Raw genomic sequence first — 25,435 nt, 5'->3', positions numbered from 1 at the left:
GGCTAGTGAGGCACGGGCCCGCGCTGCGACCCACGGGCGCGCCAGGGCCGCAGCACGACGGCGAGCAGCAGCCCGGCCCCGACACCGAGCGCCGCGCCGGTGACGTTGTCGAGGATGTCGGTGACGTCGCAGGCCCGGTCGAGGCGCGCCAGCTCGAGCTGGACCTTCTCGATGGCCGCGCTGTAGCCGGCCAGGAGCGCCAGCCCCAGCGGCACCAGCAGCCAGCCCGCGCGCCAGCGCGCCGCCACCAGCACCAGCAAGGCGCCCGAGGGCACGAAGAGCACGGTGTTGAGCAGGCGCTGGCCGCTCTCGAAGATCCAGAAGCCGTCGGGGGCCGGGCCGCCGATGTCGAAGGAGCAGGTGGCCAGCCGGCTCTCCACCGGCACCACCCCGGGCGCGCCGTTGGCGGGGATGAGGGTGACGCAGGCGATGACCGCCAGCGACCAGACCAGCCCGGCGACCGACCAGGCGTGCAGCGCGCCGCGGCGGCGCAGGGCGAGCGCCAGCAGCACGCAGAGCACGCCGGTGACCGCGGCGCCCGCGAGCATGACGTCGACTCCTCCGACCGGGAACACCCGCCCGAGGCTACCGACGCGGGCCGGGTCACACCGGTGCGCACCCCGGCGCTCCCCCGGGGCCGCTCCCGGGCCGCTCCATGGTGCGCCCCGGGAGGGCTCAGCGCTGCTCGGCGCCCCCGGCCGGCGCCGGCGCGAGGTCGCGCCCCAGGCGCACGTCGACGGGGTTGGTGAGGCAGCGCACCGAGCCGCCGGCCTTGTGGAACTGCGAGACGTCGACCACGACCACGTCGAAGCCCGACGCCTCCAGCCGTGCCCGCACCCGCTCGGGGCAGGCCGGCATCACCACGGTGCGCCCCACGACCACGGAGTTGGCGCAGAAGGTCGTCAGCGCCTCCTCCTCGCTCACCACCAGCGGCTCGGGCACCAGGTCGAGCAGGAGCGCGGCCGACTCGGCGTCGAGGGCGGCCGGGCAGACGATCGCGCGACGGGCGTCGAGGGGGCAGAAGGCCAGGTCGAGGTGGTACATCCCCGGGTGGGTCGTGCGCAGCCCCCGCACCGTCACGCCGAGGTCGGTGGCCAGGTGCTTGAGGGCCAGCTCGTCGGTGCGGGGGCCGTGCCCCACGACCAGCTCGCCACCGAAGGCGAAGGCGTCGCCGGCCTCGAGGTGGGCGCCCACGCCGTCGCGCCCGACGGAGGAGGTCGTGGCGCCCCGGTCCTCGAACCACCGTTGCGCGGACGCGGTCTCCATGCGGCGCTCGGGGTGGCGCATGTGGGAGAGCACGACGTGGCGCCGCCCGTCGGGGCGCTCGACGACGAGGCCCAGGTTCATCGCGAAGACCATGTCGGGGGCGTCGGCGCGCTGGGGCACCACGTCGACCCGGGCGCCGAGGCGCTCCAGGGTGCGCACGAGCGCGTGCCACTGCCGCAGGGCCAGCTGCGGGTCGGGCTGGTCGGCGGGGTCCATGAAGGGGTTGATGGCGTAGTCGACGCGGAAGTGGGTCGGCTCGACGGCGACGTAGTGGCGACCCCAGGCGAGCGGGCGGGGACCGGGCGGGGTGGTGTCCATGCGACCTCCGTCACTGAGATTGTCAGACAACCTGACAGGATGAGTGTGCGGCACGCCGGACCGGAGGCGCCACCGACACGCCACCTGCGGCACGATGGGGCCCATGTCCGAGGGCCCCCGACCGCTGCGCGCCGCCGACGGTGCGCCCGGCGGACCGTCGACCCCCCACCCGGGGCACCCGGACCACCGCTCCGCGGACCACGGGGCCGAGCGAGGGGCCGACCTGCCACCGGCCCCGGCTCCCGCCCAGCGCTTCGCGACGCTGCGCCTGGAGCACTCCTCCACCGTCGACCGGGTCGCCGAGGAGCTGCGCCGCGCGGTCTTCGACGGCGAGCTGGAGTCGGGCACGGCGCTGCGCGAGGTCGCGCTCGCCGAGTCGCTCGGGGTCTCGCGCCCCACGGTCCGCGAGGCGCTCACCGTGCTCGTGGCCGAGGGGCTGGCCACCCGCGAGCCCCACCGCGGTGTCAGCGTCGCGCGGCCCGACGTCACCTCCGTGCGCGACGTGTGCCGGGCCCGGCTGGTGCTGGAGGGCGCCGGCGTACGCCGCTGGGGCGAGGCCGGCGACGCCCTGCGCGACGCGGTGCGCACCACCCTGGTCCGCTACACCACCGCGGTGCGCGAGGGCGGGTCCTACCAGGAGCTCAACGAGCGCCACCTGGCCTTCCACGTCGCTCTCGTGGGGCTCACCGGGTCGCCGCGGCTGGTGGCGATGGCCGAGAACCTCGTCATCGAGCTCAAGCTGGCGCTGGCCCAGGTCGACCGCATCAAGCGCAACGCCCACGACCAGGCCGACTCCCACGCCGCCCTGCTCATGCTGCTGGAGCGCGACCGGGTCGAGGAGGCCCACGCCTTCCTGGTGCGCCACCTGGCCGACGCCGAGGTCGCCATCGTCGAGGCCCTCGACCTCTAGCCGGGCACCGGCCACGGCGGGCGGCCCCGCAGGCGAGCCCGCGAGAGACCCCGGCCACGGCCACGCCCCACGGCCCCGGCGGCCTGTCAGACTGGCCGGCGTGCGCTTCCTCCTCTGGCTGGTCACCCACGCCGTCTCGCTCGCCGCCGCCGCGTGGCTCGTCGACGGCATCCGCTTCACCGGGCCGCGCTCGGGCATGGCCGAGGTGGAGGAGAAGATCCTCCCGCTGCTGCTGGTGGCGCTGATCCTGGGCGTGGTGTCGTCGTTCGTGAAGCCGGTGCTGCAGGTGCTCTCGATCCCCTTCATCATCCTCACGCTCGGGCTCTTCCTGCTGGTCATCAACGCCGCGATGCTCCTGCTCACCGGCTGGGTGGCCGAGCAGCTCGACATCGGCTTCCGGGTCACCGGCTTCTGGCCCGCCGTGCTCGGCGCGATCGTCATCACGGTCACCACCTGGATCGTCGACGGCGTCCTGGGCGCGGAGGAGCGCCGGTGAGCCCCGCCCTGCCTCCGGCCCTGCCGCCCGCCCGCACCCCGGGCGCGTACTCCGTCGCCCTGGTCTGCCTGGGCAACATCTGCCGCTCGCCCATGGCCGACGTCGTGCTCGCCCAGCGCGTCGACGACGCCGGGCTCGCCGCCCGCGTCACCGTGGCCAGCAGCGGCACCGGGGGCTGGCACGTCGGCCAGCCCATGGACCTGCGCGCCGCCTCGAGCCTGCTCGCCGAGGGTTACGACCCCAGCCCGCACCGCGCCCGGCAGTTCGACGCGGGCTGGCTGGAGCGCCACGACCTCGTCCTGGCCATGGACTCCCAGAACCTCGCCGACATCGGCGGCCGCTCCGAGCGGGTCCGGCTCTACCGCGACTTCGACCCCGTGCCGGTCGGCGACGACGGCCCCGACCGGGAGGTGCCCGACCCGTACTACGGTGGGGACGCCGGCTTCGAGGAGGTGCTCGCCATGGTGGAGCGCACGTCGGTCGCCCTGGTGGCGGCCCTGCAGCGCGACCCCGCGCTCGCCCCGGGGCCGCGATGACCCGCCAGCCCCTGCTGGCCCGACGTGCCGAGGAGCTCCTCGGCGCGGCGGTCGCCGCGACCTCCCCGGTCGCCGGCGGCGACATCTCCACCGCGACCCGGCTGCGGCTCTCCGACGGCTCGGTCGCGCTGATGAAGACCCTCCCCCACGCCCCCGACGGCTTCTTCGAGGCCGAGGCCGCCGGGCTGCGCTGGCTGGCCGAGGCCGCCGGCGCCCAGGGCACCCAGGGCACCCAGGGCGGCGTCGCCGTGCCCGACCTGCTGGCCGCCGACCACGACTGCGTCATCCTGCGCTGGATCGAGCCCGGCAAGGCCACCGCCGACGGCGCCGCCGACTTCGGTCGCGCGCTCGCCCGCACCCACGCGGCCGGAGCACCGACCCACGGCGGCGAGCGCGACGGCTTCATCGGCCGACTGCCGCTGCCCAACCGGCCGGCGCCGTCGTGGGCGGAGTTCTACGCCGTGCGCCGGGTGCTGCCCTACCTCAAGCTCGCCCGCGACCGCGGCGCCGTCACCGCCGCGCAGGCCGCCCGCGTCGAGGCCGTCGTGCCCCGCCTGACCGGCCTCGTGCCCGAGGAGCCGCCCGCCCGCCTGCACGGCGACCTGTGGAACGGCAACGTGCTGTGGGGCGCCGACGGCCGCTCCTACCTCGTCGACCCCGCCGCCCACGGCGGCCACCGCGAGGCCGACCTGGCCATGCTGGCGCTCTTCGGGCTGCCCCACCTGCCGCGCGCGCTCGACGCCTACGACGAGGTCGCGCCGCTCGCCGACGGCTGGCAGGACCGGGTGGGGCTGCACCAGCTCTTCCCGCTGCTCGTGCACGCCTGCCTCTTCGGCGGGGGCTACGGCGCCCGCGCCGCCGAGGTCGCCGGCCGCTACGCCTGAGGGGCTCCTCACCACCGTCGCGCCGCCGGCGGACCACCGGCGGACCGCCGTCGGGCCGCCGCTGCGCCGAGGTCAGCCGCGGGCGCGGCGGTAGAGCGCGCGCAGCGTCGGCGTACGGTCGCCGCGGTCGGGCACGACGAGGGCGTGCACCCGCGCGGAGCCGTCGGACCAGCGCCGGAAGACCCAGCGCCGTCCGTCGACGCGCTGCACCCGCGGCGCGGCGAGCGTGACCGTGGAGCCGGTGATGAAGGTGCGCACCCGCCCGGCGCGGACGCGCTCGCCCGCGACCGACAGCGAGGCGCCGCGCACGTTGGAGCCGAAGCGGACCCGCTGCGGGTCGGGCTCCAGCGTGAGCTCCCGGGTGGTGGTGAGCCCGCGGGAGTCGGTGGCGGCGACGGTGACCGCCAGCGAGGAGGGGTACTCGTGGTCCGGGGCGGTGAAGGTCGTGGTCGAGGTGTACCTGACGACCTCCACGGGGTGGGTGTGGCAGATCGAGGGACAGTGCTTGATGCTCAGCCCGATCTGCCAGGCCCCGGGGTCGACCTCGCCGTCCTCGGCGTCGGTGGCGCTCGCCGAGACCGTGATCTGCTGGCCCACCGACCAGCGCAGGTCGGCGGTCGGCTCCGCGAGCGTCACCTCGGGCGGGGTGTCGCCGGGGAAGAGGGTGAGGGCCGCGCGGTCCGCGGCACCGGCGTCGGCGACCCGCACCGCGACGGGGGCGTTGCGCGCCTCGGTCCAGGTCTGCTCGACCCGCGGCCCGGTGGCGTCGTCGTAGTCGCCGTCGGCGTCGAGGTCCCACGCGTAGGTCAGGGCGTCGCCGTCGGCGTCGGTGGAGCCGGTCGCGTCGAGCACCGTGGTCAGCGGGAGCGGCCCCCAGGTGCGGTCGGCGCGCAGGTCGGCGACGGGCGGCTGGTTGCCGGGGTGGTGGCTGACGCGGTGCACCGCGCCGCCCGAGGCGGTGGGGTAGCCGAGGTCGTCGATGCCGAGGTCGAGGTAGAACAGGTCGCCCCCGGGCCCGGTCACCAGTCCGATCGGGCTGGCCGCGCCCTCCACCAGCGGCACGACCCGGTCGGGGTCGGGCAGGCCGTCCGCGCCCGCGGGCATCGCCCAGATGCAGCGGCGGGAGTAGTCGGAGAAGACCAGCGCCCCGCGCAGCCAGGCGGGGTAGTCGCTGTCCTGGGCCACGAAGTCGAGCCCCGAGACCGACGCCGAGCCCGTGGGGCAGGCCTCGCCCTCGGCGACGTGCTGCCCGCGGGTCGCGTAGCGGAAGAACGGCTCGGCCGCCGCGAGCGGGGTGCCGGCGTCGGCGTACAGGTCCTCGCACATCCGCACGTCGAGCACGTCGAAGGCGGGGTTGCGCTCAGCGCCCTCGTAGCAGGGCCAGCCGAAGTTGCGCACGCCCGCGGTCGGGTCGGCGATCCGGTTGATCTCCTCGAAGCGCGAGCCGCCCACGTCGCCGACCCAGACCTCGTCGGTGCCGGGGCGGAAGGTGAAGCGGAAGGGGTTGCGCAGCCCGTGGGCGACCATGCGCGCGGCGTTGGCGTCGCCGGAGTCGACCAGGGCGTTGTCGGGGGCGCCCAGGCCGGTGGTCGGGTCGAGGCGCACCACGGTGCCGTCGAGGCCGAGGGGGTCGCCGTAGGTGCGGATGTCCTGGCTGCGCAGCGAGCCGCCCTGGGCCTCGCGGGGGTGGTCGGGGTCGAACGGGTCGCGGCACGGGTTGCCGCCGCCCTGGCCGTAGTCGTCGAAGGTGAAGCTGGCGCCCTCGCCGATGCTGGCGTAGAGGTAGCCGTCAGGGCCGAAGGCCACCGAGCCGGTGGCGTGGCTGGGGTACTGCAGGCAGCCGTCCTCGACGAGCACCTCCTCCTCGCCGACCATCCGGTCGCCCTCGGCGGTCAGCCGCGAGACCCGGGCCCCGACGGTGCAGCCGACGCCGACGGGGTCCGCGCACTCGTCGTAGTAGGCCCCCGGCCGGCCCCACCGCGGCGCCGGCGCGGGATCTCCGGGCAGGTGGTCGTAGGCGTAGAGCACGTAGACCGAGGGGTCCTCGGGGAAGTCGGGCGCCAGCGTCATCCCGAGCAGGCCGCGGTCCCAGTAGTTCATGACGGTGGCGTTGAGGTCGGCGAAGACCTCCCCGGTGGGGTCGTCGAGGGAGTCGAAGACCTTCACCACACCGGGCTTCTCGGCCACGAAGACCCGGCCGTCGTCGGCGAAGTCGATCGCCGTGGGCTCGTTGAGCCGCGACATGACCACCGTGTCGCGGAAGCGGTCGGGCAGCTGCGGCGCCCGACGTGCCGCAGGCTGCTCCGTCGTACGCCGCTGCGCCGCGCCCGCCGCCGGCGCGAAGGGCGACCCCGCCGCGGGGGCCGACACCGCAGCGCCCGGGGCGCCCGCGGCGGGAGCGGCCGTCGCGTGACCCTCGTGGGCGACGGCGCCCGGGACGCCGGCCACGGCCGGAAGCAGCGCGGTCACCAGCAGCAGGGCCGCGGCGAGCAGGCGGGTGCGCGGGCGCGCGGTGCAGGAGCGGTGCGACATCTGAGATTCCCCCCGGAAGGCCCGGCCGATGACGCCGGGCACAGCGGCAGGGTAAAGGACCCCGGCCGTCCTGGCGACGCCCTCGCGCCGACCGCTCCGTGCGGGCCGCGCGGCCGACGGGCGGCGCGCTCTCAGCGGGGGCTCAGGCGCTGCTGGCAGCATGGGGCCGTGAACGCCGCCGCCCCGTCAGCCCCCAAGCCCCGCGCCCTGGTCGTCGACGACGACCGCGCGGTGCGCGAGTCGCTGCGCCGGTCGCTGCAGTTCAACGGCTACGACGTGGCGGTGGCCACCGACGGCGCCGAGGCGCTCGCGGTCATCGGCGCGACCTCGCCCGACGTCGTGGTGATGGACGTGATGATGCCCCGCCTCGACGGCATCGAGACGACGCGGGCGCTGCGCCAGGCCGGCAACGACGTGCCGATCCTCGTGCTCACCGCCCGCGACGCCGTCGGCGACCGGGTGGAGGGCCTCGACGCGGGCGCCGACGACTACCTCACCAAGCCCTTCGCCCTCCAGGAGCTGCTGGCGCGGCTGCGGGCGCTGCTGCGCCGCGCCGTGCCGCCCGAGGGCGACGCCGACGACGAGGTGCTCTCCTTCGCCGACCTGTCGATGAACGTCGCCACCCGCGAGGTCGTGCGCGCCGGGCGCCAGATCGAGCTGACCCGCACCGAGTTCACCCTGCTGGAGATGTTCCTGCGCCGCCCGCGCCGGGTGCTGGAGCGCTCGTTCATCCTCGAGGAGGTCTGGGGCTACGACTTCCCGACCACCGCCAACTCGCTCGAGGTCTACGTCGGCTACCTGCGCCGCAAGACCGAGGCCGAGGGCGAGGCCCGCCTGCTGCACACCGTGCGCGGCGTCGGCTACGTCCTCAAGGAGTCATGACCGAGGCGCCGGCGCCCGCGCGCTGGCGCTACCGCCGCTCGCTGGCCTCCCGGGTCACCCTGCTCACCACGATGGCGGTGGGCCTGGCCGTGGCCTTCGTGGCCCTCGGCGCCTACGCCACCGCACGCATCCAGCTCCAGGACACCCTCGACGACTCGCTGCTCTCGCGCGCCGAGGGCGCCGCCGACTCCCCGGCGCTGCAGCGGCTCACCGTGGAGGGCCGCTTCCCGGCCTGGGCGCTGGGCGCCGCCGACGTTCGCATCGCCTTCATCTCCGTCTACTCCGGCGAGGCCACCTCGGTCGACGAGGGGCCGCCCTTCAACGTGGGGGCGCCGGAGTTCGCGGTGGCCGACGGCACGAGCGACTACGCCATCCGCACCATCACAGCCGGCGACATCCGCTACCGCGTCGTCACCGTGCCCGCCCAGACCGACGGGCAGGCGCTCGTGCTCGCGCAGTCGCTGGAGCCGCAGGAGCAGGTGCTGCGCAAGCTCGGCGTGGTCACGCTGCTCTTCGGCCTGGCCGGCGTCATCGCCGCCGCCGTCGCGGGCATGGCGGTGGCCCGCAGCGGCCTGCGCCCGGTGCGGCGCCTCACCGGCGCGGTGGAGGAGATCGCGCGCACCGAGCGGCTCGACCCGATCCGCGTCGAGGGCGACGACGAGATCGCCCGGCTGGCCACGTCGTTCAACCAGATGCTGGTCGCCCTCGAGGCCTCCCGCGACCGCCAGCGCCGCCTCGTCGCCGACGCCGGCCACGAGCTGCGCACCCCGCTGACCTCGCTGCGCACCAACATCGAGCTGCTCGGCCAGTCCGACGCCGACCCCGACGGCGGCTTCCTGCCCCCCGAGGCCCGCGCCGAGCTGCTCGACGACGTCGCCGCGCAGATCGAGGAGCTCACCACGCTCATCGGCGACCTGGTCGAGCTGGCCCGCGACGACCCGATGGCCCACGTCGTGGAGCCCGTCGAGCTCACCGAGGTCCTCGAGCAGGCCCTCGCCCGCGTGCGCCGCCGCGCGCCCGGCATCGAGTTCGAGGTCGCCGCCAGCCCCTGGACCGTCGAGGGCGAGTCGGGCGCGATCGAGCGGGCGATGACCAACCTGCTCGACAACGCCGCCAAGTGGAGCCCGCCCGCAGGCACCATCCACGTCAGCCTGGCCGAGGGCGTGCTCGTCGTCGACGACGAGGGCCCCGGCATCCCCGAGGCCGACCTGGCCAAGGTCTTCGAGCGCTTCTGGCGCTCCGAGGAGTCCCGCGCCATGCCCGGCTCGGGCCTCGGGCTGTCGATCGTGCACCAGACCGCCGAGCGCCACTCCGGCTCGGTGCGCGCCGAGCGCTCGCCCTACGGCGGGGCCCGCCTCGTGCTGCAGCTGCCCGGGCGGCCCTGACCCTCGGCGCCGGGCGGCCCGCGCGGCGGGCAGCGGGCCCGGCGACCCCGGCCGCGCACGCCCGACCGGGCGCGCCCGAGCCCCTAGGGGTTGGTCGTCGTCGTGGTGTGGGAGGTGTCGCGCCAGGAGCGCTCGAAGGGCAGGCGCCAGGCGTGGGGCGCGATGAGCTGGTGGATGGCGTTGGGGCCCCACGAGCCCGGCTGGTAGCTGCGCACGGGCGCCGGGTGGTCGAGCAGCGGCATCGACTTGGCCCACAGCTCCTCGATGCCGGCGGCGGTGGTGAAGAGGGTGTGGTCACCGCGCATCGCGTCGTGGATCAGCCGCTCGTAGGCCTCGAGCACCGAGCCCGCGGCGCTGGTGTCGTGGGTGGCGAACTGCATCGACATCTTGTCCAGCGTCATGCCCGGGCCGGGGCGCTTGCCGTAGAACGACAGCGACATCCGCGACTGGTCGGCCAGGTCGAAGGTGAGGTGGTCGGGGCCCTGGGTGCCGACGTTGGAGCCCTTCGGGAACATCGTCAGCGGGGGCTCCTTGAAGGCGATGGAGATGATCCGCGCCCCCTCGGCCAGCTTCTTGCCGGTGCGCAGGAAGAACGGCACGCCGGCCCAGCGCCAGTTGTCGATCTCGACCTTGAGCGCCACGAAGGTCTCGGTGTCGGAGTCGTCGGCGACGACGTCCTTGCCGCGGTAGCCGGCGTACTGGCCGCGCACGACGTTCTGCGGCTCGATGGGGCGCATCGAGCGGAAGACCTTGAGCTTCTCGTCGCTGATCGGGCCGGGCGCCAGCGAGGTCGGCGGCTCCATGGCCATGAAGGCCAGCACCTGCATGAGGTGGGTGACGACCATGTCGCGGTAGGCGCCGGTGGTCTCGTAGAACTTCGTACGCCCCTCCAGGCCGAGGGTCTCGGGCACGTCGATCTGCACGTGGTCGATGAAGTTGCGGTTCCAGATCGGCTCGAAGAGGCCGTTGGCGAAGCGGAAGGCCAGGATGTTCTGCGCGGCCTCCTTGCCCAGGAAGTGGTCGATGCGGAAGACCTGGCTCTCGTCGAAGACCTGGTGCACCTCGTGGTTGAGCCGCTGCGCCGACTCCAGGTCGGTGCCGAAGGGCTTCTCCATGATGATCCGCGAGCGCTCGACCAGGCCGGCGTCCTGGAGCTGGTGGATGACGTCGAGGGCGGCCTTCGGCGGCACCGAGAGGTAGTGCAGGCGCCGCTTGTCGGCGGTCTCGCCGGGCAGCTCGGCCTCGACGCGCTCGACCTCCTGGGCCAGCGCGTGCGGCCCCGCCGACTGCGGCACGTAGCTGAGCATGGCGCCGAAGGGGGCCCAGCGGGCGTCGTCGATGTCGCCCTTCCCGAACTCCTCGCAGCCGTCGCGGGCGATCTTCGCGAACTGCTCGGTGCCGATGTCCTCCAGCGACGTGCCGACGATCTTCGCGTCGCGCAGCAGGCCGGCCTCGAAGAGGCGCAGCAGACCGGGCAGCAGCTTGCGGCGGGCGAGGTCACCGGTCGCCCCGAACAGCACGACGACGTGCGGCTTCTCCATGCGGTCGAGGCTATCGAGCGGGTGTTTCGCGGTCATGACACCCCATCGAACTCCTGCCCCAGCACCCTGAGCAAGCGCTCGGCCTTGACCTGCGTCTCCGCCCACTCCGAGTCGACGTCGGAGTGCACCGTCACCCCGCCCCCGGTGCCGAGGCGGTAGCGGCCGTCGCCGGTGGTCGTCAGGGAGCGGATGACCACGCCGAGGTCGGCCCGGCCGTCGGCCGCGACCCAGCCGAAGGCCCCGGCGTAGGCGCCGCGCGCGGTGGCCTCGACCTCCTCGACCACCTGCATCGTGCGCAGCTTGGGCGCCCCGGTCATCGAGCCCGCCGGGAAGAGCGCCCGCAGCGCCTCCACGGTGCCGACGCCCTGGCGCAGCCGCCCCCGCACCGTGGTGACGAGCTGGTGCACCGAGGCGTAGGACTCCACCGCCATCAGCTGCGGCACCTCCACCGTGCCGGGCTCGCAGACCATCGACAGGTCGTTGCGCAGCAGGTCGGTGACCATGAGGTTCTCGGCGCGGAAGCGCGGCTCGGTGGCCAGCTGCGCGCGCAGCCGCTCGTCCTCGGCCGGGTCGGGCGAGCGCGGCGTCGTGCCCTTGATCGGCTTGGTCTCGATCACCCCGTCGGCGCGCACCACCGCGTAGCGCTCCGGGCTGCTGCTCAGCAGCCAGCCCCGCGCCCCGTCGACGTCGTGCTGGCAGAAGCCGGCGTACGGCGCCGGGTTGAGCGCCCGCAGCCGCAGGTAGGCCGCCGCCGGGTCGAGGTCGCTGGCCGCCTCGAGGCGGTGGGTGAGGTTGACCTCGTAGGTGTCGCCCGCGTGCAGGTGCTCCTGCACGCGGTCGAAGGCCGCGCGGTAGGCCGGGGTGGGGCCGCCGCGGGTTTCACCGGCCGGCTGGCGAAACCCGCACCTGTCGGCCCACGCGTCGGCCGACAGGTGCGGGTCCGGGCCGACAGGTGTGACGGGTGGGGCGGATGGGGCCGGCGCGGAGGCGGTCGGTACGGCGGCTGGGGTGGCGGCGGTCGGTACGGCGGCGGGGTCGGGGTGGTCGAAGAGGCGCAGGTGGCTCGGGCGCATCAGCACCGCGTCGGGCACGTCGGTCGACGGGCGCGCGGGGAGGTCGGGGCGGCTGGCGTAGCCCAGGTAGCCGAACCACTGGTCGGCGCGGCCGGCGGCGCGGGCGGCGGCGAGCTCGGCCTCGAGCACGACGAAGACGTCGTCGCCGACCACCTCGGCGCGGCCGTCGACGTGGCGCACCACCTCGCGGCGGGCCGCGGAGTAGGACAGCGACACGTCGCCCGGCTCCAGCCAGCCCACCAGCGACCGGCGCCCCGACCACGCGCGCGCGCCGCCGCCGTCGAGCCAGAAGCAGCGCGGGTGGGTGGCCGCGACGTCGGCGAAGTAGGCCGCCGGGTCGCCCGCGCGCGCCCCGCTCGAGCCGCTCGGGCCGCTCGGGCTGCTCACGCCAGCCCCAGGAACGTCGCGACGATCGCCTCACCGTGCTCGGAGAGCACCGACTCGGGGTGGAACTGCACGCCCGCGAGCGGCAGGTCGCGGTGCTCGACGGCCATCACCAGGCCCGACTCCTCGTCGACGGCGGTGGCGCGCAGGCAGGCGGGCAGCTCCACGGCGGCCAGCGAGTGGTAGCGCACCGCGGCGAAGGGCGAGGGCAGCCCGGCGAGCACGCCGCTGCCGTCGTGGGCCACCCGGGCGAGCACGCCGTGGCCGGGCGCGACCCGCTCGACGCGCCCGCCGTACGCCGCGACCAGCCCCTGCATGCCCAGGCACACCCCGAGCACCGGGCGGCTGGCCGCCAGCAGCACCTCGCGACCCACCGCGAAGTCCGAGGCGACCGCGGGGTGGCCGGGGCCCGGCGAGAGGACGACGTGGCTGTGGGCGAGCACGTCGGCGGCGGAGACCTCGTCGTGCTGCACCACCCGCGGCAGCGCGCCGGTGACGGCGGCGACGAGGTGCACGAGGTTCCACGTGTAGGAGTCGTGGTGGTCGACCACGACGACGTCCACCTCGGCCACGGCCGCCAACCTAGGTCATCGAGTCGCAGCCGGCCCGGGCGGCGGCCCGCCGGCGCCCCTCGCCGCTCTCGGCGGCCCTCGCAGACCCTCCCCGGCCCGGCCGGGCCCGACCCGATCCACCCCTCCCCGACCCGGCCCGATCGGCCCGCCCCTCCCCGGCCCGCCCGGACGGAGACGGGCCGGGAGGGACGGCGCGCCTCAGCCCAGGGCGCGCACCGCGGCGAGCACCTCCGCGGGCTCGGTGCGCTCGGTGTAGTCGGGCCGCACGTCGACGAAGCGCACGACGCCGTGGGCGTCGGCGACGACCACGGTCGGTCGGGGCAGGGTCCAGTCGCCGTCGGCGTTGATGGTCGTGAAGTCGTTGCCGAAGGCCAGCTGGGCCTCCTGCACCTCGGGATCGAGGTCGAAGGTGAGACCGAGCATGCGCGCGTAGCCGTTGCCGACGTCGCTGAGCACCGGGAAGGTCAGCGCGGCCGCCTCGGCGGCGCTCAGCGAACCGTCGGGGCCCTGCGGGCTGATCGCGACGAGCCGCACCCCGCGCTCGGTCAGCTCGGGGAGCAGCTCGCGCTGGTAGGCGCGCAGCGCGACGTCGCAGTAGGGGCACCAGGCGCCGCGGTAGAAGACCAGCACGACCGGGCCGTCGCCGGGCACGGCCACCGGGCGGCCGGCGTGGTCGGTGAGGTGCGACTGCGGCAGCCGGTCGCCGACGCGGATCTGGGCCGGCGGCTCGGGGGCGTCGGCCAGCCGTCGCTGCTCGGCGGCGAAGACGTCGAAGAGGTCGGGCGGGGCGATGCCGCGCACGTGGGCGACGGTCGCGGCCAGGCGGCCGGCGAGGTCGCCGGAGCCGTCCTCCGGCCCCGTGGCTGCCTGGTCGGTGGTGGTCGAGGTCATGTCGGCGCTCCGTTCTGGGACGAGGCCCCGCGGACGTGCTCGCGGGCGGGCGCGAGCGGTTCGGGGCTGGACCCTAAACTGTACCAACCAACTCAACTTAGTTGCCTAAGCATCGTCCAGCAGCAGCTCGACGACCAGCTCGTGCAGCAGGTCGTAGCCGTGCTCGGTGAGGATCGACTCGGCGTGGAACTGGATGCCCCGGTAGTGCGGCCCGCGCAGCAGGTGCACGTCGCCGCTGGCCTCGTCGGTCTCGACGCTGACCCCCGCGGGCAGCCCGGCCTCGCCGACCCGGCCCACGAAGGTGTTGTAGAAGCCGACCCGCTCGGTGCGGCCCGCGATCGAGACCGGCGACTGCGTGCCCTGGAAGACGATGTCCTTGAAGGCCAGGTCGAGCCCGAGGGTGTGGCAGAGCGCCTGGTGGCCCAGGCACACCGACAGGAAGGGCCGCTCGGCGGCCAGCAGCTCGGCGACCGCGGCGCGCAGGTTGGCCATCTTGGGGTCGGTGTCGTCGCGGGGGTCGCCGGGCCCGGGCCCGACGATCACGAGGTCGTAGCCGTCGAGCACGCCGGGGCGGTAGTCCTCGTGGCGCACGACCTCGCTGGTCATGCCGAGCACGCGCAGCACGTGGCGCAGCATGTTGACGAAGTCGTCCTCGCCGTCGAGCACGACCGCGCTCAGGCCGCGCAGCCGCGGGTCGGGCGGCGAGCCGCCCTGGTCGGTGAGCCAGAAGCGCGAGAGCCGCTGGTTGCGGGCGTTGAGCGCGAGCAGCACGTCCTCGTCGTTGACCAGCTCCGCGACGTTGGTCGTCGGCACCGGCGCCGCGGGCACCAGCCCGAAGGCGCTGAGGATGCCGCCGGCCTTGGCGTGGGTCTCGGCCACCTCGTACGCCGGGTCGGAGTCGCGCACCAGCGTCGCCCCGGCGGTGACCTTGAGCGAGCCGTCGAGGCCGACGTCGGCGCTGCGGATGACGATGGGGCTGTCGACGACCGGCCCGCCGACCGCGTCGCGGCCCAGCACCGCCAGGGCGGCGCCGTAGTAGCCCCGGCCCTCGGTCTCGTACTTCTTGATCAGCCGGCACGCGTTCTCCACCGGCGACCCGGTGACGGTGGCGGCGTACATCGTGTCGCGCAGGACCTCGCGCGGGTCCTTGGTGGTGCGCCCGGCGAGGAGGTACTCGGTGTGCACCAGGCGGCTCATCGGCTTGAGGAAGGGCCCCAGCACCTGCCCGCCCTCGGTGCACAGGTCGCACATCATCTTCAGCTCCTCGTCGACGACCATGAAGAGCTCGTAGACCTCCTTCTCGTCGGCGAGGAAGTCGAGGAGCTGCTGCTTGGTGTCACCGCCGGCCGGGATGCGGAAGGTGCCGCTGATGGGGTTCATCCGCACGTCGCCGCCGTGGATGCTCACGTGGCGCTCGGGGCTGGCGCCGATGAGGTAGCGGTCGCCGGTGAAGAAGACGTAGGTCCAGTAGGCGCCGCGCTCGCGCTCGAGCAGCCGCTTGAACACCGTGAGCGCGGTCGCGGCGCTCCAGTCGGCGACCTGCGCGCGGTAGTGGCGCCCGATGACGAGGTTGGCGCCCTCGCCCTGGCCGATCTCCTCGTCGATGATGGTCTCGACCAGGCGGCCGTAGGTCTCGTCGTCGGTCTCGAAGCCGCCACGGTCGGTGAACTCCACGCCGGTGTCGTCGATGGCCTCGACCACCTCGGCCACCGAGAACTCCTGCTCGGTCTCCACGTCGACGACCACCAGCGGGGTGGCGTCGTCGTGGGCCTCGAAGCCGCGCTCGGCGACCTGGCGGAAGGGCACGGCCAGCAGCCGGTCGGCGATGTGGCCCTCGGTCGGCACGCCCTCCTCCAGGGGTACGTCGAGCAGCGACTCGACCACGCTGCGCCGACCGCCCACCAGGCCGACCGTGTCGCGGTCGCCCGCCCGTGTGGAGCGCCGGATGATCGCCCACGCCTCGTGCTCCTGGAGCGCGTCGATCGCGGCCCGGGCGGCGGAGGGGGTGCTCATGGCGAGGAGCCTAGTGGGGCCGCCGCCCGCCCCCGGCCGGGTGGCCCGGCGGTGGATGCCGGGCCACCCGGCCCGGGTCAGCCGACGGTGGTGAGCAGCTGCGTGGCGCGGGTCAGGACGACGTAGAGCGTCGCGCGCCCCGTGGCCGACTCGTCCTCGATCTCCTGCGGGCGCACGACCACGATGCCGTCGAACTCCAGCCCCTTGGTGTCGAGGCCGGTGAGCACCACCACGCGGTCCTCCCCCGAGGGCGAGGCGCTCGACCCGACCGCGGCGCGGGCGCCGGGGGCGTCCTCGGCGCGCTCGGGCCACGAGGCCAGCCAGCCGTTGACCTCGCTGCGCCGGGCGGCCGGCACCACGATGCCCACCGTGCCGCCGACGCGGCCGGCGATCTCCGCGACCGCCGCGCGGGTGGCCTCCTCCAGGTCGGGCTCACCGGGCAGGACCTGCGGCTCCTCGCCGGTGGAGCGCACGGCGGTGGGCAGGTCGGCGTCGAGGCCGACCCGCTCGGCGTACGCCGCGGCGAAGGCGTAGATCTCCGAGGAGTTGCGGTAGTTGGTGGAGAGGTGGAACTCGTGGACCGCCTTGCCCTCGAGCGCCTCGGCGCGCGCGGCGGCCGACTCCTCGGGCACCGGCCACGACGACTGGGCGGGGTCGCCCACGATCGTCCACGAGGCCGTGCGTCCCCGGCGGCCCACCATGCGCCACTGCATGGGCGTGAGGTCCTGGGCCTCGTCGACCAGCACGTGGGCGAAGGGGTCGTCCTCGATGCGGTGGGTCGGCGCCGACCACGAGCGCCCCGAGGGGGCGAACTCACGGTCGGCGGCGGTGAAGAGCTCCTGCATGTCGCGCCCGCCCTCGAGCAGGCCGGTGTCGTCGAGGTCGCGCTCGTCGTCGGTGCGCGCCGGCACGTCGCCGAGGGCGTAGCGCAGCTCGTCGAGCAGCGGGACGTCCTGCACGCTGAGGGCCTCCTCGCCACCCCACGACTTCAGCAGCAGCTGCTGGTCCTCGGCGCTGACCACGCCCTCGCCGACCCGCGCCAGCAGGTCGGGGTCGCGCAGCCACCCGAGCACCTCGCGGGCGTCGAGCGGGGGCCACCAGGCCGCGGCGAAGTCGAGGAAGGAGCGGTCGGAGAGCAGGTCGTCGTTGAAGGCCTCGCGGCCACGCTCGCGCCCGCGCTCGCCGCGCACCTGGCGCCACAGCGCGTCGAGCAGCGCGTTGGCCACGCGCGGCAGCTGGCGGTTGCGCCGCCCCTGCGACATCAGCTGGCGGCGGATGCGCCCCAGCAGACCTCGGTCGAGCACCAGCACGTCGTCGCGGTAGAAGGTGCGGAAGGAGTCGGGGCCGCCCGGCGTCTGCTGGCGCGCGACGCGGCGCAGCAGCTCGGCCATGCGCGCGGAGCCCTTGACGTCGGCCACGGCCGGCTCGTCGTGGCGGCCGGCCTTGACGCCGTCGACGACCTCGCCGAGCGAGCGCAGCGCCACGGCGGTCTCGCCGAGGCTGGGCAGCACCCGCTCGATGTAGCGCATGAAGACGCCGCTCGGCCCGACGATGAGCACGCCGCCGGACTCGTAGCGCCGCCGGTCGTTGTAGAGCAGGTACGCCGCGCGGTGCAGCGCCACCACCGTCTTGCCCACGCCGGGGCCGCCGGAGATCGCGACGACGCCCTTGCCGGGCGCACGGATCGCCTTGTCCTGCTCGGCCTGGATGGTGGCGACGATGGAGTGCATGGTGCGGTCGCGGGCGCGGGAGAGCTGGGCCATCAGGGCGCCCTCGCCGATGATCGGCAGGTCGGCGCCGGTCTCCTCGAGCCGCTGGGCGTCGAGCAGCTCGTCCTCGACGCCGGTCACCCGCGGCCCCGCGCAGCGCAGCACGCGGCGGCGGATCACCTGGTGCGGCTCGGCCGCCGTGGCCTGGTAGAACACCGCGGCCGCGGGCGCGCGCCAGTCGATGAGCAGCGAGTCGCGCTCGGCGTCGCGCAGGCCGATGCGACCGACGTAGCGCGGAGCGGGGTCGAGGTCGGGGTCCATGTCGAGACGACCGAAGACGACGCCCTCGTGGGCGGCGTCGAGCTGGGCGATGCGCTTGGCGGCCTGGAAGACCATCGCGTCGCGCTCGACCAGCCCGCCCTCGTGACCCAGCCGACCGCGGTCGTGGCCCTCACGGGCCAGCTCGCGCGCGCTGCGCGCCGACTCGGCCAGCTGGAGGTAGACCCTGTCGACGAACGCCTGCTCGGCTGCGACCTGCTGCTCGGCCTGCGCGTCCACGTCCTGACTCACTGCACTCCTCGACCTGCCCGTGCCACCCCCTGGTGGCAAGCACCTGACTTTACCCGTCGGCGGGCCCCTGCGGCACCGGCGGACCGTCGTTCGGCCCGGGACGTGCGCCACATCCTGCCGTCGGGCCGGCGCTGCCGTGCCCGCAGCCCCGGCGGGGCCGGGTCGGGAGCGGGACGGCCGGGACCGGGTGCGGGCCGGGAGCAGGCGGCGGGGCGGGGGCCGGCTCAGGACAGGGGCGACCACGTGAGCACGACGCCACCGTCGGGGTCGAGGGTCCAGACCTCCCCGCGCGGGAGCAGCACCTCGCCGGTCATCGACGACCCCGTGTCGTTCCGGAAGGACCCCAGCGAGTCGAGCCGGCCCGAGAGACTCCCGGTCGCCCGGGGGGTCCGCGGGCCGCGCGGCAGCACGAACCCCACCGCGACGTCGTCCTCGGCCGCGGTGAGGTCCAGCACCAGCCGGCCGTCGGCATCGAGGCGCCCCAGCGACGCCGGGTCGGTGGAGGTCCATTCCCGGCCCTCCACCTCCACCGTCCGAGCCACCTCCCAGCCCCGCACGACCGCCGCCGGCGCCTCGGCGTCGTAGGCCGCGAGCCCCAGCCGGGTGCCGTCACCAGGGGCGACCCTCGGTCCGTCGGCGCCGCGGGTCACGAAGAGCTCGGCCTCGTGGTCGCGCCCCGGGGCGCCACCCGACTCCGAGAGGAACCGCGGGGTCCCGTCGGAGCCGGGGGCGCAGGTGGTCGCGACGGCCGGCCGACCGTCGACCTCGAGCTGCAGCCACAGGCCCCGCTGGTCGGTGGCGCAGGACACCCACAGCTCCGCCGGACGCCCGCTCGGGCGGTAGGACAGGCGGACCCCGGGGTCCCGGCCGGCGGAGAAGACCGCGCCGAGGAGGACGTCGCCCTCGCGGCGGGCGGGGAAGAAGGCCTCGCCCTCGCCCGCACCGGCGGGCCGGCTGCCCGTCTCGGCGTAGGTGGCGAGGCCCACGCGCGCGGCGGGTGCGGCGCCACCGAGTCGCACGACGAGCGTCGAGCCGGCGTAGACCCGCACGGGCGCCTCGACCCCGCCGTCGCCCAGGGAGCGCGCCACGGGGTCGCCGTCACGCAGGAGGGTGGCCGCGCCACCCCCCAGCCCGCTGGCCACCAGGGAGACGACGCGGTCGACGTCGTCGCGCGGCACCCGGATCCGCAGCGCGTCACTGTCGCCCGCCGCCTGCGCGGTGTCGGCGAGGTCGTAGCCGTGGCCGAGCACCGAGACGCTGCCGGGCACCTCGCGGCCGGCCACCGTGGGAGCGGCGGCGGGCTCGGGGCCCGACGGGCCTCGCACCACGTCGGTGGTCACCGCGACGCCGCCGACCAGCACGAGGGCGGCCACCGCGGCGACGAGACCCCGGCGACGGCGGCGCACGCCCCGCGCCCGCTCGCGCACGGCGACCGACCGGACGAGGGCCCCACGGTCCTCGACCGCGTCGGCGTGCTCGACCAGGGTGGTGCGCAGGTCGTCGAGGCTGCTCATGACGGGTCTCCCTCGGCGGGGTGGCTGGCGGGGTGGCTTGCAGGACGTCCGGCAGCGGGTCCCGGAGGCCGGGGAGGTGCGCCGCGGTGGGTGGCGAGGGCGGGGTCGATGCGCAGCTTGGCGAAGGCCTTGCTGGCCTGGCTCTTGACGGTGCCGACCGAGCAGCCGAGCACGCGTGCGGTCTCCGCCTCCGACAGGTCCTCGAACCAGCGCAGCACCACCACGGCCCGCTGCCGTCGCGGGAGCCGCTCCATCGCGGTCCACAGGTCGTGACGCGCGTCGGCGTCGGCGTGGACGTCTTCGTGGGCGTCGAGGAGGGCACCGTCGCGCGACCGCTCGGGCAGCACCTCGGTGGGGGCCTCGCCGTTCCACCGGCGCCGCCACCAGGTGGCGTAGGTCGTGACCAGGATGCGGCGCACGTAGGCCTCGGGGCTGTCCTCGATGCGCGACCAGGCGAGGTAGGCCTTGGTGAGCGCGGTCTGCAGGAGGTCCTCGGCCAGGGCGTGGTCGTGGGTGAGGAGGAACGCGGTGCGCAGCAGGCTGCTGGAGCGCGCGACGACGAACTCGTCGAAGTCGACGCGTGGCGGTGCTCCCACCGGTCCTCCCGAGGTCGGCGCGGTCTCCCGCGTCCGGGCCAGTGCTGTCATGTCCCTCTCGACCACCTGACCCGCCGTCGGGGTTGCCCCCGACCGCTGACCGCTTCCTACCCCCGCTGCTTCCGGCCGCGGGAGAGGAAGGCGGTCATCGCCGCCTTGGCCTCCTCGGAGCCGAAGAGGGAGGCCGAGAGGGCGGCGAGGTCGTCGCCGCGGGCCTCCACGTCGGCCAGCAGGGTGCGGTTGAGCAGGCGCTTGGTCTCCCGCAGGCCCTGGGCCGACCCACTGGCGAAGGAGGCGCAGACCTCGGCCACGGCGGCGTCGAGCTCCTCGGCCGCCACCACCCGGGTCACCAGGCCCGACGCCTCGGCCGCCTCCGCGTCGAAGACCTCGCCGCCCAGCGCCGCCAGCGCTGCGGAGCGCGAGGTCATCCGGGGCAGCACGGTCAGGGAGATCGCGGCGGGGGCCAGCCCGAGCTTGACCTCGGTGAGGGCGAAGGTCGCCTCCCGGGCGCAGACCGCGACGTCGGCGGCGGCCACGATGCCGGTGCCGCCGGCGCGCACCGGGCCCTGGGCGCGCACCACGACCGGGGTCGGGTGGGCCAGGATCCGGCGCTGCAGCTCGACGATGGTGCGTGCGCCCTCCTCCATCGATCCCGACGCCGCCTCCGACAGGTCGGCGCCGGAGCAGAAGACCCGGCCGGTGGCCGCGACGACCACGACGCGCACGTCGGGGTCGGCCGCCGCGCGGTCGAGGCCGTCGAGGAAGCCGGCCACCAGGCGTCGCGAGAGCGCGTTGCGGTTGGCCGGGGAGTCGAGGGTCACGGTCGCGACCGCGCCCTCCACGGCGTACCGGACGACGGGCTGGTCCTCGGGCTGGGCCGACGCGTGCTCCTGTGACATGGACGACATCCTGCCCCAGGCGGGCACGGTCCGGCGGTCGGGGATCAGGGCCCCGCCCCGCCCTCGGCTATCGTCGCCCGGGCCGGGGCAGCGACCGGCCGCCGCTCGACCCCCGGGTCGTGCCCGCGGCCCCAGCCCTGCCCCACCTGCGCACCGCCGCGCACGCCCAGCGCCCCCGAGACCTCCTGGACCACCTGACGTGACACCGTTCCGCGCGATGATCGCGCTGACCGTCGTGCTCTCGTCGCTCGCGGTGGGCCTCGAGGTCAGGGACCACCAGGGCGCCTCGTCGTCGGCGCTCTCTCCGACGTCGTCGCAGCCGGTCATCGCCGCGGCCGAGGAGCCCGCCGACCCGGTCGGGCGCGACCTGCGCACGGCGCCCGAGGACGACCGGCCCAACATCGTCCTGGTCATCACCGACGACCAGCGCTACGACGAGATGCAGTTCCTCCCGCGCACCGAGCGGCTGCTCGGAGAGGCCGGACTCACCGCGACCGAGGCGATCACCCCGCACCCGCTGTGCTGCCCGGCCCGCGCGGAGATGCTCACCGGCCAGCTGGCGCAGAACAACGGCGTGCAGACCAACTTCGCGCCCCAGGGCGGCTACGACCGTCTCGACACGCGCCACACCCTCGCGACCTGGCTGCAGGACGCCGGCTACAACACCGCCTTCCTCGGCAAGCACCTCAACGGCTACTCCCAGACCGACGGGCGCGACCCGGGCTGGAACATCTTCAACGCCAGCAGCCACGGGTTCTCCGACTACGTCGACTTCCACCAGTACGACAACGGCCGGCGTGTGCGCGTGCCGGGCTACTACACCGACTACGTGTCGCAGCGCACCGTCGACTACGCCCACGAGCTGAGCCGCGCCGACGCGCCCTTCTTCCTGTGGGTCAGCCACTTCGCCCCCCACGCGGCCCGCAAGACCCCCGACTGCCTGGCCGGGGAGACCTGCACGCTGCGGCCCCCGCTCCTCAGCCCGGCGCAGAACCTCCAGCGCGCCGTGCGGGGAAGCACGACGACCGACGACCAGGCCCGGGAGTTCGCCGAGGGCATCGCGGCCAAGCCGTCGTACAACGAGCGCGACGTCTCCGACAAGCAGCACCTGGTGCGCTCCAAGCCGCGGGTCCCGGCCAGCCAGGTCACCGACTTCGCCCTGGGGCGCGCGGCCGCGCTCGACGGCGTGGACCGCTCGGTGGACCGCCTGGTCGCGCAGCTGGCCGAGGACGGCGAGCTCGACAACACCTACCTCGTCTTCGTCACCGACAACGGCTACCAGCTCGGCGAGCACCGCTTCTGGGGCAAGATCCTGCCCTACGAGGAGAACCTGCGGACCCCGCTGCTCGTGCGCGGCCCCGGGGTCGAGGCCGGCACCCGCACCGACCGTCCGATGACCCTCGTCGACCTCGCACCCACCTTCCTCGACATCGCCGGCGCCCGCGCCGACCTGACCCTCGACGGCGTCTCGATGCTCGACCTGTGGCAGGGCGAGAAGGGCGAGGACCCCCACCGCGGCGGGCTGCTGATCCAGGCCGGGGCCTACAAGTCCGAGACCGGCAAGCGCGGCTGGCTCTACCGCGGCGTGCGCACCGAGCGCTACACCTACGCCCGCTTCTTCGACGGCTTCGTCGAGCTCTACGACCGCGAGCGCGACCCCTACGAGGTCGGCTCGGTCGCCGAGGACCCGGCGTACGCCGCGCTGCGCGCCGAGCTCGACCGCCGCACGAGGCTGCTCCAGGACTGCGCCGGCCCGCAGGAGTGCAACCGCGACTTCGGGCCGCTCCCCGCGCCCGCGGGGTGACCCGGCTCGCGCCCCCGCCGGCGCGCGAGGACATCCGCGGGCCCGTCCGCTCCGAACACCTGCCATGAGTTCCTCCCTGCGCACGCGTGTCGGCCCGACCGCCCTCTGGGGCATGTTCGGGGTCCTGGCCACCCTCGTCGGCATGGCCGCCGGCCACCTCCTGGCCTCCCTGACCACGCCTGCCGCCTCGCCGGTGCTGGCCGTCGGCTCCCGCGTCATCGACGCCACCCCCACGCCGATGAAGGAGTGGGCGATCCGGCAGTTCGGCAGTGCCGACAAGCCGATCCTCATCGGGTCGGTCATGGTCGTCGTGCTGCTGCTCTCCGCGGTCGCGGGGCTGCTGGCCCGCAAGCGCTTCGTCTACGGCGCCGTGATGCTGGTCGTGCTGGTGGCCGTGGCCGCCTTCGCCGCCCTCACCTCCACCGGCGCGAAGGCCAGTGACGTCGTGCCGAGCCTCGTCGCCGCCGTCGCCGGCGTCGCCGCCCTCGGCTGGCTGCACCGCGTCGCGACCCGCGGCTCCCGCTCCGCCGACGCCGAGGCGGTGCCCGGCGCGACCGTGCGCTCCGACGACCCGGCCCCCCGCGGCGCCTCGCGACGCGGCGTGCTCGTGGCCACCGGGGTGCTCGCCCTGGCCGCGGCCGTCATGGGCGGTGCCGGCCGCTTCATCACCGGTCTGCGCACCCGGCCCGAGGACATCGAGCTGCCCACGGCCGCCGACCCCGCGCCCGCGCTGCCGACCGACCTGTCGGAGAAGTACCCCGGCATCTCCTCGCTGCGCACCTCCAACGCCGACTTCTACCGCGTCGACACCCGCCTCGACACCCCGATCCTCTCGGCCGACGACTGGACGCTGACCATCGACGGCGACGTCGACCAGGAGGTCACCCTCACCTTCGACGACCTCCTCGGCATGGAGCTCATCGAGCGCGACATCACCATGACCTGCGTGTCCAACAGCGTCGGCGGCAAGTTCGTCGGCGCCGCCACCTGGCTCGGCGTGCGCCTCACCGACGTGCTGGAGCGCGCCGGCATCGAGGGCACCAAGGCCGACCAGATCCTCGCCACCGACTTCGACGGCATGACCATCTCCACGCCGCTCGAGGTCGCCGTCGACGGCCGCGACACCATGCTGGTCGTGGGCATGAACGGCGAGCCCCTGCCCCGCGAGCACGGCTTCCCCGTGCGGATGATCACCCCCGGCCTCTACGGGTTCGTCGGCTCCTGCAAGTGGCTCACCCGCCTCACCCTCACCACCTACGACGACGCGCAGGCCTACTGGACCGAGCGCGACTGGGACACCGACGCGCCGATCAAGATCTCCACGCGTATCGACACCCCCAACGCCCTCGACCAGCTCGACAAGGGCGAGAACATCGTCGGCGGCGTCGCCTGGGCCCAGCAGAAGGGCGGTGTGGCCAAGGTGCAGGTGCAGGTCGACGGCGGCGGCTGGCAGGACGCCGAGCTCGGCCCCGAGGTCAACAACGACTACTGGCGCCAGTGGTTCTACCGCTGGGACGCCCAGGACGAGGGCCAGCACACCATCTCCGCGCGCTGCGTCGACGGCGACGGCAACGTGCAGACCGCGGCCCAGGCCCAGCCCTTCCCCGGCGGCTCCAGCGGCATCCACTCGCTGCTCGTGAGCGTGGCCTGAGCCCTCGCCCGGCCCACCAGGCACCCGCACGCCCCCGCACCGCCACGCCGGCGGTGCGGGGGCGTGCGTCGTACGACGGGCACGTGCGGCACGGGGGCGCCCGGGCCGCGCGCCCCGGCCCCGGTCCCACCCTTCTGGGCTAGACGTCCGAAAACTTCCCCCACCACCACCAATCCACCCCCGGCACAGGACCGAACTACCCGCGTCCAGTCACAAGACGGAAGGCACGAACTCCCATGAAGAACACCACGTTCCGCCGCACCAGCGCCGCCGCTGTTGCCACCCTGGCCCTCTCGCTCTCGCTGGTCGCCTGCGGCGACGAGGCCGACGAGGCCGCTGACACCGCTTCCGAGGCCACCTCGGCCGCCGGCGACGCCGCCTCGGAGGCCACCGAGGACGCCTCGGAGTCCCCCTCGGAGGACGCTGCCGGTGACGGCGCCGAGGCCCAGACCTTCGGCGACGCCTGCTCGGCCGTGCCCACCTCGGGCCCCGGCTCGTTCGACGGCATGGTCCAGGACCCGGTCGCCACCGCCGCGAGCAACAACCCGCTGCTCTCCACGCTGGTCGAGGCCGTCACCGCCGCCGACCTCGTGGGCACCCTGAACGACCTCCCGGCCGCGACCGTGTTCGCGCCCACCAACGACGCGTTCGCCGCGATCCCGAAGAAGGACCTCAAGGCCGTCCTGGCCGACAAGGAGCTCCTCTCCTCGATCCTGACCTACCACGTCATCGGTGAGCAGCTCGACCCCGAGGCCGTCGTGGGCGAGCAGGAGTCCGTGCAGGGTGGCACCGTCGAGGTCGAGGGCGACACCGACGGCATGACCGTCAACGGCGCCAACGTGCTGTGCGGCAACATCCCCACCGCCAACGCCACGGTCTACGTCATCGACCAGGTCCTGATGCCCCCGGCCAACTGATCCTCGCGATCAGCACGGCACGGCAGCACCAGCACCACCGCTCCCCCGGGAGCACCGCGTGACCTGCTCGACCAGCACCGGGCTGGCGACGG

The 25,435-nt window shown here is 74.9% G+C and carries 21 protein-coding genes; 9 read left to right on the top strand and 12 right to left on the bottom strand.

Annotation, left to right across the window (positions count from 1 at the left end):
* Nucleotides 1-2 precede the first annotated feature (2 nt).
* A complete protein-coding gene (locus IR170_RS07315) occupies nt 3-575 on the bottom strand; it encodes a VanZ family protein (protein ID WP_156697951.1) in 573 nt (190 codons plus the stop codon).
* Nucleotides 576-675: 100 nt separating this feature from the next.
* Nucleotides 676-1,584 carry a dimethylarginine dimethylaminohydrolase family protein gene (locus IR170_RS07310; RefSeq protein WP_193661834.1) on the bottom strand — a complete coding sequence of 303 codons (909 nt, stop codon included), beginning with the start codon at nt 1,582-1,584 and terminating at the stop codon, nt 676-678.
* A 103-nt stretch (nt 1,585-1,687) separates the two neighbouring features.
* Between IR170_RS07310 and IR170_RS07305 the strand changes: the two genes are divergently transcribed.
* The 4 genes from IR170_RS07305 (at nt 1,688) to IR170_RS07290 (ending at nt 4,410) form a co-directional block, all read left to right on the top strand.
* A complete protein-coding gene (locus IR170_RS07305) occupies nt 1,688-2,494 on the top strand; it encodes a GntR family transcriptional regulator (protein ID WP_193661833.1) in 807 nt (268 codons plus the stop codon).
* A gap of 100 nt (nt 2,495-2,594) precedes the next feature.
* Nucleotides 2,595-2,990, top strand: coding sequence for a phage holin family protein (locus IR170_RS07300; protein WP_193661832.1), 396 nt, complete (start codon nt 2,595-2,597; stop codon nt 2,988-2,990).
* Nucleotides 2,987-3,526 carry a low molecular weight protein-tyrosine-phosphatase gene (locus IR170_RS07295; RefSeq protein WP_228942644.1) on the top strand — a complete coding sequence of 180 codons (540 nt, stop codon included), beginning with the start codon at nt 2,987-2,989 and terminating at the stop codon, nt 3,524-3,526. Before IR170_RS07300 ends, IR170_RS07295 begins: the two co-directional genes overlap by 4 nt.
* A complete protein-coding gene (locus IR170_RS07290) occupies nt 3,523-4,410 on the top strand; it encodes a fructosamine kinase family protein (protein WP_193661831.1) in 888 nt (295 codons plus the stop codon). The genes IR170_RS07295 and IR170_RS07290 overlap by 4 nt, the downstream gene beginning before the upstream one ends.
* Nucleotides 4,411-4,482: 72 nt before the next feature.
* Here the strand turns inward: IR170_RS07290 and IR170_RS07285 are convergent, their stop codons facing one another.
* The gene (locus tag IR170_RS07285) at nt 4,483-6,984 is read right to left on the bottom strand and encodes a PQQ-dependent sugar dehydrogenase (RefSeq protein WP_193661830.1); all 2,502 of its coding nucleotides are present in this window, start codon (nt 6,982-6,984) and stop codon (nt 4,483-4,485) included.
* A 126-nt stretch (nt 6,985-7,110) separates the two neighbouring features.
* On the opposite strand from IR170_RS07285, the gene IR170_RS07280 reads away from it, so the two are divergent.
* Both IR170_RS07280 and IR170_RS07275 read left to right on the top strand, forming a co-directional pair.
* Nucleotides 7,111-7,824 carry a response regulator transcription factor gene (locus tag IR170_RS07280; protein ID WP_056864988.1) on the top strand — a complete coding sequence of 238 codons (714 nt, stop codon included), beginning with the start codon at nt 7,111-7,113 and terminating at the stop codon, nt 7,822-7,824.
* Entirely contained in the window at nt 7,821-9,209 is a 1,389-nt protein-coding gene (locus IR170_RS07275; protein WP_193661829.1) for a sensor histidine kinase, read from the top strand. The genes IR170_RS07280 and IR170_RS07275 overlap by 4 nt, the downstream gene beginning before the upstream one ends.
* An 83-nt stretch (nt 9,210-9,292) precedes the next feature.
* Here the strand turns inward: IR170_RS07275 and zwf are convergent, their stop codons facing one another.
* The 9 genes from zwf to IR170_RS07230 form a co-directional block, all read right to left on the bottom strand.
* Nucleotides 9,293-10,750, bottom strand: coding sequence for a glucose-6-phosphate dehydrogenase (zwf, locus tag IR170_RS07270; protein ID WP_193661828.1), 1,458 nt, complete (start codon nt 10,748-10,750; stop codon nt 9,293-9,295).
* Nucleotides 10,751-10,782: 32 nt separating this feature from the next.
* Nucleotides 10,783-12,210 (bottom strand): anthranilate synthase component I family protein, encoded by a 1,428-nt coding sequence (locus tag IR170_RS07265; protein WP_319804953.1) that lies wholly within the window; start codon nt 12,208-12,210, stop codon nt 10,783-10,785.
* On the bottom strand, nt 12,207-12,779 hold the full coding sequence (locus IR170_RS07260; protein ID WP_319804952.1) for an anthranilate synthase component II: 573 nt from the start codon (nt 12,777-12,779) through the stop codon (nt 12,207-12,209). Before IR170_RS07260 ends, IR170_RS07265 begins: the two co-directional genes overlap by 4 nt.
* 198 nt (nt 12,780-12,977) lie before the next feature.
* On the bottom strand, nt 12,978-13,670 hold the full coding sequence (locus IR170_RS07255) for a peroxiredoxin-like family protein (RefSeq protein ID WP_193661827.1): 693 nt from the start codon (nt 13,668-13,670) through the stop codon (nt 12,978-12,980).
* A 105-nt stretch (nt 13,671-13,775) separates the two neighbouring features.
* On the bottom strand, nt 13,776-15,683 hold the full coding sequence (locus tag IR170_RS07250) for an anthranilate synthase family protein (protein ID WP_193661826.1): 1,908 nt from the start codon (nt 15,681-15,683) through the stop codon (nt 13,776-13,778).
* Nucleotides 15,684-15,760: 77 nt separating this feature from the next.
* Nucleotides 15,761-17,962: a HelD family protein gene (locus IR170_RS07245; RefSeq protein ID WP_193661825.1), complete on the bottom strand. Its 2,202-nt coding sequence runs from the start codon at nt 17,960-17,962 to the stop codon at nt 15,761-15,763.
* 224 nt (nt 17,963-18,186) lie between these two features.
* Nucleotides 18,187-19,476 carry a hypothetical protein gene (locus IR170_RS07240; protein WP_193661824.1) on the bottom strand — a complete coding sequence of 430 codons (1,290 nt, stop codon included), beginning with the start codon at nt 19,474-19,476 and terminating at the stop codon, nt 18,187-18,189.
* Nucleotides 19,473-20,072: a SigE family RNA polymerase sigma factor gene (locus tag IR170_RS07235; RefSeq protein ID WP_319804951.1), complete on the bottom strand. Its 600-nt coding sequence runs from the start codon at nt 20,070-20,072 to the stop codon at nt 19,473-19,475. The genes IR170_RS07240 and IR170_RS07235 overlap by 4 nt, the downstream gene beginning before the upstream one ends.
* Nucleotides 20,073-20,179: 107 nt before the next feature.
* Nucleotides 20,180-20,971, bottom strand: a complete 792-nt coding sequence (locus IR170_RS07230; RefSeq protein ID WP_193661822.1) for an enoyl-CoA hydratase-related protein — start codon at nt 20,969-20,971, stop codon at nt 20,180-20,182.
* Between the two features lie 217 nt (nt 20,972-21,188).
* Here IR170_RS07230 and IR170_RS07225 point away from each other — a divergent pair, with 217 nt between their 5' ends.
* From IR170_RS07225 to IR170_RS07215, 3 genes are all read left to right on the top strand, one after another.
* Nucleotides 21,189-22,775 (top strand): sulfatase family protein, encoded by a 1,587-nt coding sequence (locus IR170_RS07225; RefSeq protein ID WP_193661821.1) that lies wholly within the window; start codon nt 21,189-21,191, stop codon nt 22,773-22,775.
* Nucleotides 22,776-22,839: 64 nt separating this feature from the next.
* On the top strand, nt 22,840-24,426 hold the full coding sequence (locus tag IR170_RS07220; RefSeq protein ID WP_193661820.1) for a molybdopterin-dependent oxidoreductase: 1,587 nt from the start codon (nt 22,840-22,842) through the stop codon (nt 24,424-24,426).
* A gap of 236 nt (nt 24,427-24,662) precedes the next feature.
* On the top strand, nt 24,663-25,343 hold the full coding sequence (locus IR170_RS07215; protein WP_193661819.1) for a fasciclin domain-containing protein: 681 nt from the start codon (nt 24,663-24,665) through the stop codon (nt 25,341-25,343).
* The last annotated feature ends 92 nt before the right edge of the window (nt 25,344-25,435 follow it).

Origin of the sequence: Nocardioides kribbensis (assembly GCF_015070375.1) — a bacterium.
In the GTDB taxonomy this organism is placed as follows: domain Bacteria; phylum Actinomycetota; class Actinomycetes; order Propionibacteriales; family Nocardioidaceae; genus Nocardioides; species Nocardioides kribbensis.
The sequence above is the reverse complement of the archived record's forward strand: the minus strand, read 5'-3'. Positions and strand labels throughout refer to the sequence as shown.

Bases quoted from the DNA above. Each gene is read 5' to 3' on its own strand.
- IR170_RS07215 (WP_193661819.1), top strand. From the start codon at position 24,663: ATGAAGAACACCACGTTCCGCCGCACCAGCGCCGCCGCTGTTGCCACC.
- IR170_RS07225 (WP_193661821.1), top strand. From the start codon at position 21,189: ATGATCGCGCTGACCGTCGTGCTCTCGTCGCTCGCGGTGGGCCTCGAG.
- IR170_RS07255 (WP_193661827.1), bottom strand. From the start codon at position 13,670: ATGACCTCGACCACCACCGACCAGGCAGCCACGGGGCCGGAGGACGGC.
- IR170_RS07310 (WP_193661834.1), bottom strand. From the start codon at position 1,584: ATGGACACCACCCCGCCCGGTCCCCGCCCGCTCGCCTGGGGTCGCCAC.
- IR170_RS07290 (WP_193661831.1), top strand. From the start codon at position 3,523: ATGACCCGCCAGCCCCTGCTGGCCCGACGTGCCGAGGAGCTCCTCGGC.
- IR170_RS07305 (WP_193661833.1), top strand. From the start codon at position 1,688: ATGTCCGAGGGCCCCCGACCGCTGCGCGCCGCCGACGGTGCGCCCGGC.
- IR170_RS07250 (WP_193661826.1), bottom strand. From the start codon at position 15,683: ATGAGCACCCCCTCCGCCGCCCGGGCCGCGATCGACGCGCTCCAGGAG.
- IR170_RS07240 (WP_193661824.1), bottom strand. From the start codon at position 19,476: ATGAGCAGCCTCGACGACCTGCGCACCACCCTGGTCGAGCACGCCGAC.
- zwf (WP_193661828.1), bottom strand. From the start codon at position 10,750: ATGGAGAAGCCGCACGTCGTCGTGCTGTTCGGGGCGACCGGTGACCTC.
- IR170_RS07275 (WP_193661829.1), top strand. From the start codon at position 7,821: ATGACCGAGGCGCCGGCGCCCGCGCGCTGGCGCTACCGCCGCTCGCTG.
- IR170_RS07220 (WP_193661820.1), top strand. From the start codon at position 22,840: ATGAGTTCCTCCCTGCGCACGCGTGTCGGCCCGACCGCCCTCTGGGGC.
- IR170_RS07230 (WP_193661822.1), bottom strand. From the start codon at position 20,971: ATGTCACAGGAGCACGCGTCGGCCCAGCCCGAGGACCAGCCCGTCGTC.